The organism is Snodgrassella sp. W8124 (assembly GCF_016100875.1).
Classification (GTDB): domain Bacteria; phylum Pseudomonadota; class Gammaproteobacteria; order Burkholderiales; family Neisseriaceae; genus Snodgrassella; species Snodgrassella alvi.
On the sequence record NZ_JACFRP010000001.1, the window covers coordinates 694,762 to 715,191 of the forward strand.

The 20,430-nt window shown below is 38.7% G+C and carries 12 protein-coding genes and 4 tRNA genes; 6 read left to right on the forward strand and 10 right to left on the reverse strand.

All coding sequences use genetic code 11. The features are described 5' to 3' along the window. Position 1: 1 nt before the first annotated feature. The 5 genes from H3U73_RS03015 to H3U73_RS03035 form a co-directional block, all read right to left on the reverse strand. Positions 2–1,240 carry a multifunctional CCA addition/repair protein gene (locus H3U73_RS03015; RefSeq protein ID WP_084550228.1) on the reverse strand — a complete coding sequence of 413 codons (1,239 nt, stop codon included), beginning with the start codon at positions 1,238–1,240 and terminating at the stop codon, positions 2–4. Between the two features lie 255 nt (positions 1,241–1,495). Then, complete coding sequence (locus tag H3U73_RS03020) at positions 1,496–2,809, reverse strand: SLC13 family permease (protein ID WP_198190023.1); 1,314 nt, start codon at positions 2,807–2,809, stop codon at positions 1,496–1,498. A gap of 339 nt (positions 2,810–3,148) precedes the next feature. Continuing rightward, positions 3,149–3,667, reverse strand: coding sequence for a hypothetical protein (locus tag H3U73_RS03025; protein ID WP_144363166.1), 519 nt, complete (start codon positions 3,665–3,667; stop codon positions 3,149–3,151). Between the two features lie 113 nt (positions 3,668–3,780). Next, positions 3,781–4,371, reverse strand: coding sequence for an SLC13 family permease (locus H3U73_RS03030; protein ID WP_198190024.1), 591 nt, complete (start codon positions 4,369–4,371; stop codon positions 3,781–3,783). A gap of 888 nt (positions 4,372–5,259) precedes the next feature. Then, positions 5,260–5,442: a hypothetical protein gene (locus H3U73_RS03035; RefSeq protein ID WP_078475752.1), complete on the reverse strand. Its 183-nt coding sequence runs from the start codon at positions 5,440–5,442 to the stop codon at positions 5,260–5,262. Positions 5,443–5,749: 307 nt separating this feature from the next. Between H3U73_RS03035 and H3U73_RS03040 the strand changes: the two genes are divergently transcribed. Both H3U73_RS03040 and ribA read left to right on the forward strand, forming a co-directional pair. After that, positions 5,750–6,454 carry a GAF domain-containing protein gene (locus tag H3U73_RS03040; RefSeq protein WP_084549734.1) on the forward strand — a complete coding sequence of 235 codons (705 nt, stop codon included), beginning with the start codon at positions 5,750–5,752 and terminating at the stop codon, positions 6,452–6,454. Between the two features lie 5 nt (positions 6,455–6,459). Next, positions 6,460–7,083, forward strand: coding sequence for a GTP cyclohydrolase II (ribA, locus tag H3U73_RS03045; RefSeq protein WP_025330895.1), 624 nt, complete (start codon positions 6,460–6,462; stop codon positions 7,081–7,083). 375 nt (positions 7,084–7,458) lie between these two features. Here ribA and H3U73_RS03050 read toward each other — a convergent pair whose 3' ends face one another. Then, the gene (locus H3U73_RS03050; RefSeq protein ID WP_084549736.1) at positions 7,459–10,887 is read right to left on the reverse strand and encodes a PilC/PilY family type IV pilus protein; all 3,429 of its coding nucleotides are present in this window, start codon (positions 10,885–10,887) and stop codon (positions 7,459–7,461) included. 402 nt (positions 10,888–11,289) lie between these two features. Continuing rightward, on the reverse strand, positions 11,290–14,649 hold the full coding sequence (locus H3U73_RS03055; protein WP_084549716.1) for a PilC/PilY family type IV pilus protein: 3,360 nt from the start codon (positions 14,647–14,649) through the stop codon (positions 11,290–11,292). An 879-nt stretch (positions 14,650–15,528) separates the two neighbouring features. On the opposite strand from H3U73_RS03055, the gene H3U73_RS03060 reads away from it, so the two are divergent. From H3U73_RS03060 to H3U73_RS03075, 4 genes are all read left to right on the forward strand, one after another. After that, positions 15,529–15,604, forward strand: a tRNA-Val gene (locus H3U73_RS03060). Between the two features lie 32 nt (positions 15,605–15,636). Continuing rightward, positions 15,637–15,713, forward strand: a tRNA-Asp gene (locus H3U73_RS03065). 28 nt (positions 15,714–15,741) lie between these two features. Next, a tRNA-Val gene (locus tag H3U73_RS03070) sits at positions 15,742–15,817 on the forward strand. A gap of 291 nt (positions 15,818–16,108) precedes the next feature. Continuing rightward, positions 16,109–16,193 (forward strand) — tRNA-Leu (locus H3U73_RS03075). Between the two features lie 386 nt (positions 16,194–16,579). Here the strand turns inward: H3U73_RS03075 and argS are convergent. The 3 genes from argS to H3U73_RS03090 all read right to left on the reverse strand — a co-directional run bounded on the left by argS (position 16,580) and on the right by H3U73_RS03090 (position 20,316). Further along, positions 16,580–18,301 (reverse strand): arginine--tRNA ligase, encoded by a 1,722-nt coding sequence (gene argS / locus H3U73_RS03080; protein ID WP_198190025.1) that lies wholly within the window; start codon positions 18,299–18,301, stop codon positions 16,580–16,582. 282 nt (positions 18,302–18,583) lie between these two features. Further along, positions 18,584–19,180 carry a methionine biosynthesis protein MetW gene (gene metW / locus H3U73_RS03085; protein WP_025330891.1) on the reverse strand — a complete coding sequence of 199 codons (597 nt, stop codon included), beginning with the start codon at positions 19,178–19,180 and terminating at the stop codon, positions 18,584–18,586. After that, a complete protein-coding gene (locus H3U73_RS03090) occupies positions 19,177–20,316 on the reverse strand; it encodes a homoserine O-acetyltransferase (RefSeq protein WP_198190026.1) in 1,140 nt (379 codons plus the stop codon). The genes metW and H3U73_RS03090 overlap by 4 nt, the downstream gene beginning before the upstream one ends. Positions 20,317–20,430: the final 114 nt, after the last annotated feature.

Consider the following 20,430-nt stretch of genomic DNA (forward strand, 5'->3'; position numbering starts at 1 on the left):
ATTAATAGCCGTGTGGTTGAGATTGACAATATGCATTTTGTATCGGGCGAATCTGATTCAGCCTTGCCTGATCGATTGCCTGAGCTATCTGCTGCGGTTCAGCCACTGTCCGGGCAATTGATGCTGCATCAATTGCCATTGCCGCAGACTGTAAATTTAGCCAGTGCTGTTGCTGAGGATATGGCTGATGTTCAAATCTGAGGCGTCCGCGTATATCAGCGAGGCATACACGCAAAATTTGCCTGAATCGATCCGGACGGCGCAATGCATCGGTTTTTTTCAGAATATCCAGTGTCGTTTTGGGCTTAAGCTGGCTGACACTATGTAACCTGATATGATATTCACATACCAGTAATGCCAGTTGCGCACAGACTTTGGGTACCTGCCAGCGCCGGTTTACCGCTTCTACGGGTTTTATTCCGGCATAATCATGTCCGGGGTGGCGTGGTAATTTATCTGCCGGCGTCAGCGCTTTGCCCAAATCATGAGTGAGAGCAGCATAACGTTCTTCCAGTGAATAATCATTTTCAGCAGCATACTGCAGACACAGTAATGTATGCTCACCGGCATCTATTTCAGGGTGAAAATCAGCGCGTTGCGGTACGCCGAATAACGCATCAACCTCCGGCAAAATTATTTTCAGCGCACCACAGGCACGTAAAACATCTATCATCAGCCGCGGATTTTTTTCCATCAGCCCTTTAGCCAGTTCCTGCCATACCCGTTCGGCAACCAAAGCATCTACTTCACCATTATTTACCATCCGGCACATCAGTGCCATAGTTTCATCGGCTACTTTAAATCCATAACGCGCTGCAAAACGGGCAATACGCAAGATACGTACCGGGTCTTCTGCAAAAGCAGGGCTGACATGACGTAATATACCGCAGCGTAAATCAGCCAGCCCGTTATACGGATCAATCAGATTACCCGATGCATCTTCGGCCATAGCATTAATGGTTAAATCGCGTCGTTGTAAATCCTGCTCCAGCGTCACATCTGCCGCTGCATGAAAAGTAAAGCCATTGTAACCGGCAGATACTTTACGTTCGGTACGCGCAAGCGCATATTCTTCATGAGTTTGCGGATGCAGAAATACCGGAAAATCCTTGCCTACGGGCTGATACCCGGCTTCCAGCATTTTTTTTGCATCTGCGCCAACCACTACCCAGTCGCGGTCGACCACCGGCCGCTGCAGATACTTATCTCTTACTGCACCACCAACCAAATAAATTTGCATATAAAATATAAAAAAGTATTAACAGAAAACAGATGATTATTGTGCCGTAGTCTAATCAGCTTGTTAACTGGTTTTTTTGCAAACGGACAGCTGGCTCTTCTGACAGCCAGCGTTAATAAGCAAAACAGCTTATTGGAAAAGAGCAGACTGAATCCAAATCATCTTAAAGAATATTCAACAGGCAGATAAATATCTGCTGTGCAGAAATATAAAACGCTCTGCTTTAAAGCGGAGCGTTTTTAAATAATATTGATATTACATCATCAGCGCCGGAACAATCATAGCCAGCCCGGGAAAAAACGGTACTGTAGCAAAGGCAATAATCAGTAAACGTTTAAACATCATTTCCTGCTGTTTTTCTTCGGTCACACTTACCACAAGAGTACCGGCAATATGAATCGGGTTAACGACACTGAGCATAGCTGGTGCCGCACAGGCAGTCAGAATCAAAGAGATTTGCGGAGAATCGCCAAAAATCGTAAATACCATCGGAATCATCAAGCTGATAACCCCCAAAGTAGAGGATTCAACATTACTCAGGAACGTGGTCAGGTAAGCGAGCATAAACAATAAAGCAATTTTACTGCTGGTCATACTGAGCAGTCCTTGTTCTACCGCTTTCATTGTATCTACCTGCATCATGGTACCGATAAAAACCAGCAGACCACTAATAACCACTACAGCATTCCATGGGATTTTTTTCACAAAATCTTTACTTTGCTGCGTAAAAAACAGCATCATAATTACCGCCAGCGTCAGAGCAGTCAGACCGACATTGGCTTTAGCAAATATCACTAATATCAGAAAAATCAATACCGCAATAGTAGAACAGATTGCATAAAATGGCTGTAACTGATGGTTATCACCATTTTCCTGTTTAATTGGTTTCAGCAGTACAAAGCCTTTTTCAGGCGCTTTAGCATCACTTGTTTCGACTACTCTTTTATCCTGAAATACAATTTGCAGGGCAATAACCAGCACAAAACTGATTAACATTCCCAGAAACCAGACCAGCCACGGACTATACTCAACATGTGCTTTTTTTGCTGCATCCAGAATAACCTGACCAGTAGGATTAATAGGTGAAAGTGCACCAGTATTGGCACCAATAATTGCTGCCATTTCACAGATGAAAAATAATCTGGGATGTTTTCTGCCTAAAGCAGCAATAAACGGAACCAGCAACGTTATCGATGCCGTAGAAAAGGCACCGGCTGTCGAAATCGCAAATCCGATAAAATAGCCAATCCAAGGAACAATATTAGTGCGATGCCCCATTTTTGCGTAAATCTGATCTGTAAACCAGCTTAAGCCACCGCTTTTTTCCAGATGAGCAAAAAGTAAGGACACACCGATTAACAGCGTTACAATGGCTCCGGGAAAATGACTGAGTACATCCTTGCTGCTTAAGACTGTATTTGTATCAGAACCATCAGCAATTGCAGTTGTTGCCATAACCATTATCGCCGCAGCACTAAAACCTAAAAGACCAATATTGACATGTCGCCAGACTGCCAGAACCAAAATCACAACCAGTAATATAAGCGATAAAATTTGTGGTAAGTTCATAAAGTGTCCTGAATGGTTATTGTTTCAGAATGAATATGCTGAAAATCGCACAATAAATAACATTTGTATTTATTTCGGATTCAGAGAACTCTTCAGCCTACAGCTAATATACGGATATCATTAAATTGTCATATAATTAGATTTAAAAAATATATATTCTTTATAAAATAATATAAAAAATCACTTTTTATGTAAAGTAAAGTATAAGATATCTTTTTTAATGTTAAATCAAGGAGAATAAATCTGTATAGTCTGAATTCAGATATCTATATACAGTACTGCCATGAGAATCCTGTAACCCGCCTGAACAGGAGCCAAACGGCAGCATTTAACTTAAAGCTAAAGCATCACTGCCGGCAAAATCATTGTTAACCCCGGAATAATCGGAACAATGAAAAAAGCAATGGTTAGCAGGCGCCTGAACATTGCATCCTGCTGCTTTTCATCGGTATAACTTACCACCAGCGTACCGGCAATATGAATCGGATTAATCACACTGAGTAAAGCCGGTGCTACACAGGCAGCCAGAATCAGCGACATATGCGCTGAACCGCCGAATATCGTAAAAATCATAGGTGTCATCAGACTGATCACACCAATAGTAGAAGATTCAACATTACTCAGACTGGTAGTTAAATACGTAATAATGAACAATAAAATTATCTGATTAGTAGTCATACCGAGTAAACGGTTTTCTAAAGCATCCATGGTATGTACCGACATCATCGTACCAATAAACACCAGTAAACCACTGATTACCACCACAGCATTCCAGGAGATATTTCTGGCTAAATTTTTACTATATTCCGGAAACAGTAACAACAATAATACAGCCAGAGAAATTGCTGTTGAACCCACGTCAGTACCTGCAAATACCACCAGAGTGATAAAGAACAATACAGATAATGTTGAGCAAATTGCATAGGCAGGATTCAGTTGTCCTTTATCATTATTATCAACAGCAACTGGTTTCAGTAAAGCCAGACCACGAGCCGGTTTTTTTTTCCATTCGTACTGTCCTGTATGCGACTAGGACTAAAAATTATTTGCAATACCAATACAGTACTGACACTAACTATTGTGCCCAGTAACCATAACTGCCATCCATTAAAACTGACCTGGGCATGATTTGCAGAGTCACGAATAACCGTACCTACCGGATTAATCGGAGATAGAGCACCGGTATTGGCACCCACAATTGCAGCTACTTCACTGATGAAGAAAATTCTTGGCATACGTCTGCCTAAAGCCGCAATAACCGGTACCAGTAATGTAATTGTTGCAGTAGAAAAAGCGCCGGCAGTAGAAATAAACAAACCAATCATGTAGCCAACCCACGGAATCAGTAAAGTATGTTCACCAATTGCCTTATATACTTTATCCGTTAGCCAGCTCAGACTTCCGCTGCGTTCGAAATGCCCAAAAAGCAGCGATACACCAATGAGTAAAGTAACAATTGAACCCGGAAAATGCCCGAATACTGATTTAAAAGTCAGTAGCAGTGCCGGGTCTGGTGCTGTCGCTGAACCAGTTACCGCATAGAATTGTGTTGCTGTAACCATTATGCGGCTGCACAAAAAACCAGTAAGCCAATATTTATATGTCGCCAGATTGATAATACCAATATCAGTACCAGCAATACTAAAGATAGTATTTGTGGAAACTCATAACAAAATCCGTAACTTATAATTTTATTAAATAAATTAAATCTTTAAAATGTTTAAGTTTTAATGGATCAGATTAATCATGTACTGTGTTTCTTCATGGATTAATACCTTCGATGTATGTGAACAATATATTATTTTTTCTTTAACTTTATAACTATTATCCATAACAAATATTGTTCTCTATTAATTAGCTTTATCCAGCCAAAATAATAATGATAAAAACAATATTGATGCTTATAGTTAATATAGGTATTAAATATCTGTACAGCCGTAAAGTAAAGTAATTTATCAGACAAACTTAAAAATTAAATTTTGATTCAGATAGTATTTGAAACTGAATATTAATATTTATTAATAAAAAACATAAACTAAGCATAAAAATAAAATAAAGTACATCAGTTTCGGTGTTGTATATTTATGCAGAACGTTTATCCGGATTCAGAGCAAAACCAGTTTAGTTTGTCTGTTTTAAGCGGAAATATTGAATCAGAGAATAAAAATAGCTTGATATTCAAAGAAGATTTGATGATTCAGACGGAACTTTGATAAAACAAAATAAACAGATTAATATCAAAGTATTCCATCAATTCGTACTGTTGTAAGATTTTTTTCTGAAAAAAGCGGCAAATAATATCAATTGATATAAGACTGATTTTTCTAATCAAGTAACATGATCAGAATTAAATCAAAGAAAGCTGCCTGATTACATTGATACAAGCTGTAAATATAGTTTATCCGAAAAAATACATATATGTAATCAGACAGCTTAATAGCAGAAAATATTTAATGTTTACCGTCAGGAGTCCTGTTTTTTAATTTCCAGGTATTACCCGGATGCTGGGTTGGAGGTACTTTTTCATGGTCTTTAATCGTGGCAAAATTATCCAGCTCATGGCCATGCTGATCAACTTCCTGATAAATCCCGCCATTGGTTCCAGAGTTATCGCCGGGTTTCAGATTGCTCATATACAACTCCTTTTCAATAATTACCGTGAATCTACGGTAGCTTTATTATTCTTTTAAATTTTAAATAATACAAGTACTTAACTATAATTTAATTAGCCAGAATTAAATTAACACAGTAAATTCCATTAAGGTAATGAAAAGTAAATTGCTTAGTGCCAATACTGCCATAATAATGTCGGTTCTGCTTATACCGGATAAAATGAATAAAAAATATAAATTGCTTTAAAATGCTTGAGCTTTTGCTATCCGGTATCTGCATCGTTTTCGGTTACAATACCTGTTTGCAAAGAAAAAAGTAAGGAAGTGTATGACATGCGCTCAGGTGCGTGATTACCTGCAAACGCAAGGATTGAAATTACCAGAGCAGGAAGTCCGGATGGCAATGCTGGTTGCGCAATCTGTACTGGAGCTTGCTCAGGCAGAAATCGACATGTCTGTGCTATGGTATGAAGAAAACGGATTTAGTCTGGCTCGTAAATTCAATTTAAGTCCAGATTCACTATACCAGATTTATCCGGCAGACTTATTTACAGCCAATGAGAACAGTGCATATACCTTGCGCCAGCTATATCTGGCTTTCGATTCAATAGCAAGCCGGCATCATAATGATGTATTTGCTTTATATTTATATGAAGGAAATAATGAAATAGGGGAGTTATGCCGGCTACTGGCACGCGGGTATCATTTTCCCGCTGTAATAAACTGCGATCAGCAGCAGGTAAATCAGTATTTGTTTGCACGTACAGCTTCTACTGGCTGGCTGAACCAGATAAATAATGTACAAATGTGGATTAATGACAGCAGTCTGACAGGAGAACAAAGCGGGGCTTCACAGCTGGCTGTTCCTGTTACTGGTGAAGAAGGGCAAGTACTGGGTGTATTGTTTGCCGCTCATCAGCAGCAAGATGCCATTTCCGATACGGAACTTATCGACTGGATTGCCCTGGCAATGGTAATTACACCACTGATGCATAATTTGCATAACGCTGCCACAACACATACCAAGGGATAAATATTATGTCAAAAATATATCAAAACCAAATACAAGATAATAGTCCTGTACGTTTTATTGCTTCCTGCCGTTTACCAACGCAATGGGGTGAATTTACCATGCACGGATTTGAAGATGTACGCAACAGGCAGGAACACATTGCTCTTACTGTAGGTGATATTTCTACAGGAGAAGATATACTCGGACGAATTCATTCTGAATGTCTTACCGGTGATGCTTTATTTTCCAAACGCTGTGATTGCGGCCCCCAGCTTGAAGCTGCGATGAAAGCAGTACAGGAGGCAGGAAAAGGTGTAATTATTTATTTACGTCAGGAAGGCCGGGGTATAGGCTTACTGAATAAAATCCGGGCTTACAAACTTCAGGATGAAGGGCTGGATACCGTAGAAGCAAATCTTGCTTTGAATTTACCCATCGATGCCCGTGATTTTTCTTTGGCCAAACACATTCTTGATCATCTTGGCATACAGTCTGTACAGTTAATGACCAATAATCCGCAGAAAGTCGATACACTAAAAGCACTGGGTATTCATGTAACTAATCGTGTTCCCTTACATGTCGGACAAAATCCTGAAAACCGGCATTATCTGCATACCAAAATGGAAAAACTCGGACATTTTGCGGATTAATCTGATTAAATGACATCAAGGATGTTCTCCATAATATTTTTGCAATTAGTTAAGTATTATGGATTAAATTTAAAATCTTAGAAAACAGTTACTGTGAAAACTGCAATTGTATGCCGGAAAATGAAATAAAGCCAAAAATTGCAGCCGAACGTTTTCAACAGCTTCAAATATCATGTGAATCACAATCTGAATTATTTTTGAATGTAGCATATCATTCTGTTATTACTCTTTGATTCACATCTGGTGATATCACCAAATACAATCAACTCGTCGGTATCAACCCATAAATAAGAAATTATCCCCTGAAATTTTGTACAGATAAAATTTCAGGGGATGAGTGTAATGTTTATGTTCAGATGAAGTTTATGAATATTCCTAGCTTAAATAACCAGTTTTAATTTCTCTCCATGATAAACGATTGATACTGACGGGACACATAACAACCCCCTGAATCTCAAATATTTCACCTTTATCATTCATCCCAAAAGGTTTTTTTCGAAAACAATTATTTGGTTGTCTTCGCTTTTTAGGATCTTCCTCTTTACCCGAACCTCCGGCATCCAAAGCATCAACAAATCCATCATTTGTATTTGAAACCATCATTCCAATAGCTTCATCCATTTTAGAACTGTTAGCAAGTGAAAAGTCTGAGTTTACTACAATGTGTGCGTCGTTTTCGGTTAATGCTCCGCCTGTAAGTGCATTAAACTGAGTAAGACGACTAACAAGATTTGTTTTTTCAACCATTGTTGAATCTTCACAAGGATCATTCAATTTACCATTTTGGCTAACGGAGTATGATCTTGTCATTACAATACCTGTTGTTATTAATTTTTGTACTGACTCTGTTACGCGTTCTCCGTCTTTATTCAGGTTAAAATACCAACCCTTATCTTTTTCTGATGAAAAAGGTTTGTTGGTCAGATAACTATAATCATCCTTATATGTCATAACCTGTTGCACTAACGAACTTTTGTTAATTAACATATTTGTTTGTTCGTTGTAATTATCGTAAATTCCATACATGGTTTGTTGCTGCAAACTATCACGATCAGACGGATAAATATCACTTCCTGTTCCAAATACAATGACCAGTTTGTTTTTTGCTAAGGGATCTTTCAGGTTTTCGGCAGCTCGATAGACAGCCGGAGCAACCGTTATAGGTGCATTAGCTGAAAAAATCTTTTTTACAGTCCATTTGTTTGGATTCGGATTTCTGAAATCAAATCTATAAAGATTCCCTTTATAATCACCAGCATATGCAAGGTCGGTAATCCCGTCACTATTGATGTCCACAGCTGTAGGGCTGGACAATCCGCCACCATCTTTTGATGCAATCATTTTACTGATTAGTGTACCTTTAGGATCACCTGTTATTTGATAACTCTCTACGCCTACATCAACACCTAATGCATCATAGATATACAATGCGGATTCATCATTAGAATCTTTAGAGTTATAACCACTACTGATTAAAGCTGTTTGACGAAGATGGTCTGTTATTGTTGTATCTGATGCATTTGTATCTCTGTTAACCCTTATTCTCGCAATCGCCGGCTTACCAATAGTATAGCCGAACTGATTATTTGCACCGCTTGGTGTCTGAAACAGCGATACATTGTTATACCAGCTCGCACTGCCAATATTATCTGCAGCAATATTGTTACCAGTAACGATATCCTGTCCGCCAATATTAATAGCAAATGCTCCGCGCCCTGCCTGTCCCATTGTTGATACCATAAATATTTGGTTTACGCCTGGTTTGTCTTCTCTGTCGGAGGTTTCTCTTACTACGATCCCCCCGTTTAATAGATATCTGTGAGGATGTTTAGAATCTTTACCATAATCATTATCTAGCATATCCTTATAATAGTGACCAACTATATCACTTCCATCACTACTGTCCCGTTCAATAGACATTGGCATATAATTAAATTTAAGATCATACGGATGATTCGAATTATCTGCTGCACGGAAAACATATACCATTCCATCATTAGCCGAAGTGACGAGATATTTCTGTTTATTAAACTCAATTCCGCCTGCTGTTACAATAGTATTATCAATAATATCACCCATATTACGGGCATTATCCGGTCGCTGACGATAATTTAAAGTGAAGCCATCCTGATAAATGTCTTTATCTTCTTTGGCACGGCTCAACCAAGTGAGCAGACCATCAAGCCATTCTTTTTTATTTTTATCAGCATTCGTACTAATTTCAAATGAGTTATTATCCAGGCCTTGATCTGGTGTCAGATTTGAATATAAATAAGTAGTCTTGCCATTATTAATTAATAGCTTTCTATTAGTAAAAGATGGTTGCACTTTACAATCATTTTTATCGACTGTTTGTCCTTTGTCTTTTGAATTTTTATTAGTTAAATCATGTATGCAAATCTGGCTACTCCAGTTACCGGTTTCAATTTTAGCTGTAATGCCCAGATCATTTGTTGATGAGCTTGAAATACCCATACTTGGAGCATTTGTCGTTACATTAATTGCATTAGTTTTTACTTCCCCATTAATTTTGTCAAAAATAGTTTTAAACGCCTCTATGATTTCATCTCTAGAATTTGCGTTAAAGAAATTACCTTTAGGATGAAGTCCTTTTGGTGTTGCACCATTTTCGAGATAGAAATAAGCACGATCATCTCTATCATCATCTTTTATATTATCATCCGGATCGATGTTAGCAAGTGCAAATCCGATAGTATATGTTTCAGCAATTTGATAGAAGGGTTTCTTTGTAATATTATCTATTGAATTCCACGGTTTGCCTGCATCATCAGTTGTGCGCAAATACTTTGAAATCCCCGGCGTTATAGTACCACCACTTCCTGAATAATAATCTTCGCTATATATATACGGACCAAAACCAACTGGAATTCCATCTGGCTTTCCAGTGTCTGTATGAGCTTTTGGGTCTGCTAATTTATCTGTATAAAAACCCAGTCTGTCTATCATCTGAGGCGCATCTCTTTTTCTAAAAAAAGTATCTCTCTCATCACTTGTAGCGAAGTTTTTGTCAAAAAATTCATCTAAATCTTTGTTTGGTTTGTTAGTAAAGTTTTTATCTGAAGCTGAATATTCAGCAGTAGCCAGACCATCACTTAAGAGGATAATATAAGATTTCTGACAACGGTATTTCAATTGATTCATAACCAGATTTCTTGCAACTACAGGGAACTGTCGAGTAGTTGGGGTACCGCATGGCGCTTTTAACTTATTTATTTCCTCAATCATTTTTTTAAATTCTGATGGATTAGAAGTATCATGAAAACTATTATTCCATTTGTTTGTTTCGCTACATAAAGGACGTAATGCGAAATACATTTTATCCCGATTGTCGGTAACTATAGTATTAAGAATTTCTTTAGCCGCATCTATTCTTTTGTATCTCTTACAATCCCATCCTTCTTTTTTAGCAAGAAGTGCTTCTTTTTGATCGAAAGTTAAATTCAATTTCCAGCCAGGTCTGCCGTCCCATAAAGATTTCGCTGTTCCTTGAATACATTTATAAAAATAGCGTTTTTTAGCTGGTTTTATAGACGGATTATTTACTAATCCTTTCGTCATACTAGAAGAATCATCAATAAATAAAGCAATATTAGGCTTTACGTTGTAAGCTTCCTGAGTAATAGATTTTTGCTGAAGTCGTAATGGCGTATCCGCGAAAGAATTTGCTGTAGCATAAGTATATGGTGCCATAAAAATACCTAAGGCTCCAGTAACAGCTGAAACTAAAACTTTTTTACCTTTAGGAAATCTGGTTTTCCTGTTATTTTTAATCGCAGTATTCATGCTTTACCTTGCTAAGCTGAAAATAGATTTTGGATAGATTCTGGCGAAAATTAAATTTCGCTGAAATCAGCGTACAAATTTTAATGTTAAATTGTTTGATAATATAAGTAAAAATAATCTTTAAGTCAATAAAATTGAAATGTATTTCATTGTGTAATGAAATCTGTGGTTTATATGTATAATGTTTTTCTTAACTGGTTTTATATAATTATTTATATATTAAAAAGTAAAATTTATATAAAAAATATAAATTTATTTGGCTTCATAAAATCAAAATTTTCTGTTTAAATTGAATTTACTGGTATTTATGTTTATTTGTCATAAAAATACCGGTTAAACTATATAGTTTAACCGGCAAAATAAATTAAAATTAATTAAAAATTGTAATTAATATAAGTTTGGTTAAAGATAACCTTCTTTTATTTCACGCCATGAAATCCGGTGAATTATGATCGGACAACGCGGGACATTAATAGTTAATTTATTTCCGTCTGTTGTCGCTGCTATCACGGCGGCACGCGAGCAGTTTTCCACCGGAGGAGATTTTTCAGTTAATGGCTTCTGGGTATATGAGCCGCCGATATCGATATTATTATTGCCTGAAACGGTAAAACTAAAAGGTCCTTCCGTACTCACGCTACTGCCTGCTGGCGCTGCTTCATCAAATACAAAATTCGGATCTGTGCTTTGTAATGCGCCCCCGGTTTTTACATTAAACTGAATTTTACCGGTAGTAACGGAGTTACGCTGGACGACAGAAGTAATCTTGCATGGATCAGGCAGTTTATTTTCTTTTTCTACATTATAAGTGCGCGATAGCACTGCGCCAGCATAAGAAACAATTATCGGTTTGGATACAATGCGCTCACCGGTGTTTTCTTTGAGATGAAAATACCAGCCTCGATGAACAGCTGGGTTTAGCGGATAGTTACTCAGTAAACGGTAATTGCCGGCTTGGATAAATTCTTGTTTTACTAGACTGCTTTTGCTGATTTCGTGCACTTCCGGCTGGCTCAGATCATCATAAATGCCGTATACACTTTGCTGAGCTTTATTTGTCAGGTCTGACTGATAAATATCGCTGCCTGTGCCAAAAGTAACAATTGCTGTTGGTATTTCACTGTTTGTATGCTGTGCTCCTTTTGCTTTAAGAAGAAATACTCCGGGTGCTGAAGTGATGGGACCATCAGCAGTAAAGATTTTATACACTTTCCAGTTTGACGGATTAGGGGCACGTAAGTCAAACCGATACAAATTACCATGATAATCACCCGCATAGACAATATCAGCTACGCCGTCTCCGTCTATATCGATAACTGTCGGGCTGGAAAGGCCGCCGCTGCCATTAGGAGCAACCAGTTTGGCGATTAAATCTCCTTTTTTGCTGCCGGTATGAATATAGGCCTGAGTGCCTACATCTATTCCCAGTATGTCGTAAATATATAAAGCTGATTCAGGTGAGAGTTTGGCTGCGATATCCTGAGCCAGAGAGGGGGAGTAGTTATAGCCATTGCTGATAAATGCAGCTTGACGTATATGGTCTGTAATAGATGAATCTGAGGCATTAATATTTGAATTGACCCGCACTCTTGCAATGGCAGGTGTACCGACAGTATAACCAAACTGATTGTCTTTTCCGCCAGGTGTCTGAAACAGGAAAACATCCTCATACCAGCGGGACGACTGCATGTTGTCTCCGGCTAATGGCCTGCCGGTAATAATGTCGTTTCCGCCGATATTGATGGCAAATGCGCCTCGTCCCGCTTGTCCGAGGGTAGAAACCATAAATATCTGCTGTGGCCGCCCGTTGCTGCCGTCGGTCTGCTGTACCACCATGCCTCCGTTAAGCAGGAAACGATGGGGAAAATTATCATTAGTGCCATATTTTTTGCTGGTTAAATCCTTGTAATAGTGAGCAACCAGATCAGAACCGTCATTACTCTGCCTTTCAATACCCATTGGCATGTAATTAAATTTTAAATCATAAGGAAAATTGGAGTTAGTGCTTGAACGGAAAACATAAACCATTCCGTCATTAGCTGATGTAATCAGATACCGCTGGCGGTTATTTTCTATATTGCCGGCTGTAAGAATCGGATTATCTATAATATCTCCTAAATCCCGCGTATTTCCGAAGTCTGGCAGAGAGCGGCGGGTACGATAATCCAATACAAATTCATTTTTTTTCTGAGTATCAGCAGTAAGCGAACGATTTAGCCATGCTAGTAAGCCATCGTGCCATTCATTACGATTTTTATTATTGTTACTGATTTTAAATGTGCTGTTATTAAAGCTGTTCAGGCTTTCGTTAAAGAGATGTGTATATTTACCATCATTAAGCAATAATTGCCGGTTGCTGTATGTAGGTCGCATCGGGCATGAGCTGCTGTCATTTTTGGTATTGATATCGTAAATACAAATCCTGCTGCTCCATGAACCAGTTTCAACCTTGGCGGTAATCGACAGATTACCCTGGTTGGTATTGGAAATGGCTACAGTCGGAGCTGTTGTAGTAGTCTGAATGGTTGATGCGGTCATTTCTCCTTTGATGGTTTTAAATATTTTTTCAAAAGCGCTGATAATTTCATCACGGGAATTTGCGTTAAAGAAACGTCCGTTAGGGTTGGTTGTTTCATTGTATTCGCCACTTGGCGTTGCGGCATTTTCCAGATAAGGAATGGCGATTTTGGCTTCGTTTGTATTGCGCTGCCCGAGTCCTACTCCGATGGTGAATGTTTGTGCAGTTTGGCGAAAACGTTTTTTTGTTTTTGGATCAACTTCATTCCATGGCTGACCCGCATCATCAGTTTTTTTTCGCACTGGTGAGGCATTAATGGATTTACCGGTTGAGCTATAGTAATCACTGGTGTAGATGTAGTCACCAAAGTTATAGTTATTGAGCCTGTCTGTATAGTATTTCAGACGCAGTGGTTTATTGGTATTGTGATTACGGGCAAGAAAATTTAAGCGATCGTTATTAGTTTCAAAATCCCGATCAAAGTAGCTATCGTAGCGTGAATCTGTATTTTTGTTGAAATTTTTATCTGAAATAGAATATGTATTATCAGCTTCACCATCACTTAGCAAAATAATATAAGATTTTTGGCAGCGATATTTCAGTTTGTTTATTACCAGATTGCGCGCAATAACAGGAAACTGGCGTGTAGTGGGGGTGTCGCATGGTGTTTCCAGTTTTTTGATGTTATTTAGCATGCTTTCATAATTGGCCGGATCAGAAGTGTCATAAAATTTATTGAATTTTTTCTGGTCACCGGTGCCGCACATCGGGCGAAATGCAAAGTACATATCATCATGATATTTTTTGATGATATCTGTCAGTACTTCTTTAACGGAATCAATACGCCGGTAGGTATCACAGCTATATCTGACTTCTGAGGTATTTTTGGGTTTTTTTGTAAATCCGTATTCATAACTACCAAATGGCGGCCATTTGCCCCCTTTACCATCCGGATTGGGAATCCATTTACTCACCCGACATTTATAGGTAATCGGTACGATGTTCATAGACATACTGCCTGAATCATCAATGTAAAAGGTAACATTGGGTTTAACGCTATATGACGAAGTAGTAATGGATTTACTTTGCAGATGCAGCGGAATATCAGCAAAGATATTTGCCGCAGCCAAAGCTGACGGAATAGCAAAAAGATTAAAAAAGCCCAGGACTGTACAGCACAAAGTTCGACCGGATGTGATGTGTTTTGTTCCGGTAATTTGGAATTTATATTTTTGTTTTTTCATGGAATTCCTTGTTCAGTAGCTTCTGTTGCTTACTTTTAGTAAATTCTTAGGCAATTAAGCTTTTTATGTGACAGACAGAAAATAAAATATGAATGTGCAGCTGATTGTCAGATAAAATATAAAGATTCAAATAGAGGGTTATATTTAACTTTCCGGTGATAGTTACTCAGGAAAAATCTCTGTCATGTTTCTGATTCAATACCGACGGCATTAATATGCTAAATAACTTATTTAGCAATTTTATGCTATTAAAGTTTAAATCTGAAAAATTAAAATCTATAGTTTATTTTAGAAGAAGATTGATTAACTTTGATTAGTTTATGCTGATAAGTTAGCGTAAAATTCTTAATTATTGCTCTTTATCTATTTTTATTATTATAAATTGCTATTTAATTTTATATAAATAATTTTTTATTTTTATTTAATAAATATTTAAAATCATTATTTCAATGTGAATAATTTATTTTAAAATTAATTTTATAGATTTTTAGCAATTTTATTGCTTGGAAGATGATAATAAGTGTTTATTGCTGTAAATATTGTATTTGGTTTTAGATATTTTTTTAATTTTAAGTGAGTATGGGAATATTGTTTAATATAACAAAAGTTCTATATGCCTGAATTTGTTTTGCTGGCATATAAAACATCATTTTCCTCTTTCAATATAGAGATAATAGGGAAAGAAGCAGAATTTTATATATTGAATGTCTGAATCAAACAGGGTATCCAACCCCTGCTATTGGTTAATCAATAACAAGTTTCAAGTACCCTAAAATTTAAATTTAAAAAACAGTAAACTAAAAAAAATGTGCAACATTGCGATAAAAAGGGCTTGCTGTGTTTCTTACTCTGTGATTAAATACGCGCCTCGACAGCACAGGGTGATTAGCTCAGTTGGTAGAGCGTCTGCCTTACAAGCAGAATGTCGGCGGTTCGACTCCGTCATCACCCACCAGTTTTCTGTTTTATGCGTTGCATAAAACTTGCGCGGTGGTAGCTCAGTTGGTTAGAGTACCGGCCTGTCACGCCGGGGGTCGCGGGTTCGAGCCCCGTCCGCCGCGCCAATTTCATATTTGCTGTTTTCTCTCTTAGGGGTGATTAGCTCAGTTGGTAGAGCGTCTGCCTTACAAGCAGAATGTCGGCGGTTCGACTCCGTCATCACCCACCAATCTATTTTTCTCCTGATTTCTGATTTAATTAAACTCTTGGTTGTTAGTGGACTATTTGTTTGCTGTTTTTTTGTATGCAATCAAACTATCTGTGCTGGTGGCATTCATAGCCGATCATCAGTTTGTGATATTCAGACTATTATTACTTGGTATTGGGCAATAAGAAACTCCACGGTATTTATGCTTATTCACAGCTCATTTGCATCTGTCTGTATATGCTTAAGATATTTCACTTGGCACAATTTGCAAACTAACCTATAATTCATCGCTCAATCTTTTGCTGATTGATTGCGGATATGGCGAAATTGGTAGACGCACCAGATTTAGGTTCTGGCGCTGAAAGGCGTAAGAGTTCGAGTCTCTTTATCCGCACCATCGAATTTTAAAGATATCTTGTAAGCTAAGATATCTTTTTTTATTTCTACTCAGTGTGTCTGAACACTAACTAAAAACTATTTAGAAATTTGTTTTATCTGCTTTCAATTTTGTATTTTAAGTATAATTATCTTTAGTATGATATTCGAATTTACCTGAATTCGTAGTTAAATTAATTCTATATATTCTGTTGTAAGCTTTTATTGACAGGTATTTATGCAGATATATAGTTTATGCGTAAGGTATGATTTACGGATAAATGATATTTATCAATAGGTAAAAAACAGGTTATCTGACTGATTTTGAGCTTATTTGTCAGTGGAAATAAAAAATGCACCATTATATAAATTTAAATGGTGCATTTTTTGCTGATATGTTTGTATTAGTTACATGGTTTCAAGAGTATCTATACCTAATAATGCCAGACCTTGTTGTAAGGTTTTGCCGGTAAGGCTGGTGAGTTGCAACCGGCTATTGCGAGTGGCTTCGTCTGCTTTCAGTATCGGGCAGGCTTCATAAAAGCGGCTGAACAGGGTAGCAATCTGATACAGATAAGCGGCGAGATAGTGCGGATAAGAGGTATTGGCAACACTATTCAGAACATCTTCAAATTTAAGTAATTCTACAGCCAGTTGCTGTTCCATGGCTTCGTTCAGAGTGATCGCAGCATTGTTATCCCAGGTACCTGCTTTGCGAAAAACACTTTGTACACGAGTATAGGCATATTGTAAGTAAGGAGCAGTATTACCTTCGAAAGAGAGCATGCTGTCCCAGTCGAATATGTAATCACTGGTACGATTTTTGCTTAAATCTGCATATTTTACGGCTCCTATGCCTACGACTTCACCTATATGCGCGATTTCATCGGCGCTCAGTTCAGGATTTTTGCTGGCAACCAGAGCAGATGCACGTGTTACAGCTTCGTTTAGTAAATCCATTAATTTTACTGTGTCACCGCTACGGGTTTTAAATGGTTTGCCGTCTTTACCCATCATGGTACCGAAAGGTACATGTTCCGCATGCACGGTATCAGGCAGCCAGCCGGCTTTACGGGCAACTGTAAATAATTCATCAAAGTGCAGGCTTTGGCGCGCATCCACAACATATAACAATCTGTTGCCGTGCAAGGTGTTGATCCGGTAACGCAGGCAGGCTAAATCGGTGCTGGCATACAGGAATCCGCCATCTTTTTTCTGAATAATAAATGCTGCCGGTTCATTATCCTGATTTTTAAATTCATCCAGAAAAACAACTTTAGTGCCATCACTGTTAACGGCAATACCTTTGGCAAGAAGTTCATTCACTGTTGATTGTAATTGGTCATTGTAAAATGACTCGCCGGTTACATCGGCTGGTAAGAGTTTTAGGCCAAGTTTTTTATAGACCGCCTGAGCATGTTGCAAAGAGGTCTGTACAAACTGTTGCCACAATGCCAGTACGCTGGCATCTCCGCTTTGAAGTTTAACTACGTAATCACGTGCTGTGTCGGCAAAGTTTTTATCTTCATCAAAGCGTACTTTGGCATTACGATAGAATTGTTCTAAATCCGCCAGTTCGAGATCTGCACGCCCGTTTTGCTGTTGTTCTATCAGGTAGGCGACCAGCATACCAAATTGTGTGCCCCAGTCACCTACATGATTTTGGGCAATAACTTTATGTCCGAGAAAAGTAAGTACCCGGTTGAGGCTGTCTCCTATGATGCTGGAGCGTAAATGACCTACGTGCATTTCTTTAGCCAGATTGGGTGAGGAGTAATCTATAACTATTGTTTGTGGCTTGTTATTTCTGGCAATGCCCAGATGCTCATCCTGTAATGAGTCCTTAATATATTGTGCCAGTTTTTCAGGGCGAAGTTTTAAGTTAATAAAACCAGGGCCGGCAACTTCTGCCATGGCAATCAGTGAGTTCTGCTGTAATGCATTGGCAACTTTTTGTGCCAGTTCGCGAGGGTTTTGTCTGGTTTTTTTGGCGGCACCCATGACGCCGTTAATCTGATAATCGCCAAAGTCACGATTTTTGGCTGGTTGCAGAATAATTGGCTGGTCTGTGAGCCCGTTTGCACTGAATGCTTGTTCAACTTCAGCTGCAACTAGTTGATGTAATTTCATGTTGATCTGATAAATAGGAAAATGGCTAATTTTCGCATAAATAAGCGTAAATCGCATTAGCGCAGCACAATGAATAAACAGACTTGACGGGAATATTGCCTAAATTAGTTAAGAAAATTTTTTTGTGGCTATATAAGAATACTATATAGATAAATGGATTGGTAATTATCAATCAGATTAGCTGATTTATGCTGAATATGATTTGTGCGTTTTTAGTGTGTAAATGGATAATGTTGTTAAAGTATACCGGATACCAGCCGGTATACTTTAACTGTGTGATGATCAGCCTACGCGATAAAAGGCCAGACTACCAAGCAAGTTTGGCCAAAGAGAAATGCGTTTATTTCCACTCATCACCGCACGTTGCAAAATTTTTAAATGATTTTTGGCACATAATTTATCAAAATCCTGAAGGGTGCACCAATGAATGTTCGGGGTGTTATACCATTGATAGGGCATCCGTTCGGATACCGGCATATGTCCGCCCAGTGCGATTTGCAGGCGGTTGCGCCAGTAGCCGAAATTGGGAAAGGTGACAATAGCTTCTGCGGCGACTCGTTTCATTTCCTGCAGGATGTTTTCCGTATTTTGCATAGACTGAATGGTTTGACTCAAAACGATGATGTCAAAGCTGTTATCATTAAAATGTTGCAAACCGGCTTCCAGATCAGCCTGTATTACGTTGATGCCACGTTGCATAGCAGCTAATACGCTATTGGTATTAATTTCTAATCCATATCCCTGACAATTTTTGTGTTTGACTAGTGCGGCCAGCAGTTCTCCGTCTCCGCAGCCTAAATCCAGTACACGACTATTGGGTGTAATCCAGTCGAAAATCATCTGCAGGTCATCACGCAGTGGTACTGATGATATGTTCATTGTGTTAGTTCAGTGGCAATATTGTTGAAATAAATGCGGATAGCCGCCTGATAATCAGCATCTTCCATTAAAAAGGCATCATGTCCGTGAGCTGATTTAAGGGCAATATATTGCACGGGTTTGTTGGCTGCTACCAAAGCATCCAGTAATTCCTGTGAGCGTCTGGGTGAAAAACGCCAGTCGCTGCTGAAGCTGGCTATCAGTATTCTGGCCTGAATTGCCGATACTGCGGCTACCAGATTACCATCATAATCACGCGCCGGATCAAAATAATCAAGTGCTTTTGTCATCAGTAAATAGCTATTGGCATCGAACACTTCAGCGAATTTATCGCCCTGATAGCGAAGATAGGATTCAACTTCAAATTCAACGTTGTAATCATACTGGTAGTTTGGTTGTCGCATCTGGCGCCCGAATTTTTTACCCAATCCGTCTTCTGCCAGATAGGTAATGTGTCCCATCATACGAGCGATACGCAAACCTCGTCGCGGAATTTTCTGCTGTTGCGCGTATTGTCCCTGACAAAAATCCGGATCGGTAAGAATGGCTTGTCTGGCTACATCATTAAAGGCAATATTTTGGGTAGATAATCGTGGAGCTGAGGCAATAATCAATGCATGTCTCAGGCGTTGCGGTTTGTCGATTGCCCATTGTAATGCCTGCATTCCGCCCAGACTTCCGCCCATAACCGCAGCCCATTTATCAATGCCGAAGCGGTCGGCCAGCATAGACTGACTTTCTACCCAGTCTTTTACAGTTACCATCGGAAAATCAGCACCGTAAGCTTTTCCTGTGTCCGGATTGATACTCAACGGACCGGTGCTGCCGTGACAGCCGCCCAGATTATTTAAGCCGACAACAAAAAAACGATTGGTATCAACAGGTTTTCCCGGACCAATCATATTATCCCACCAGCCGGGGTGTTTATCATTTTTACTATGGTAACCCGCTACATGGTGATTTCCTGACAATGCATGACATATTAATACCGCATTACTTTTGTCTGCATTAAGTGTGCCGTAGGTTTCAATCATTAATTCAAACCGGGGCAGAATACAACCGTTTTGCAGGGTGAGCGGGCTGTCAAAAGACCACTTTTGCGGGGTTACAATGCCAATGCTGTCTATTTCTTTCATAGGATTAGTTAAAAGAATAGAAAACTGGCATTATAACGACTTTGTCTGGTTTGCACAGATATAACGTGTTTTGGAAAATAAATGATAGGCCGTTTGCTGCGTCTGTTTCTTTTT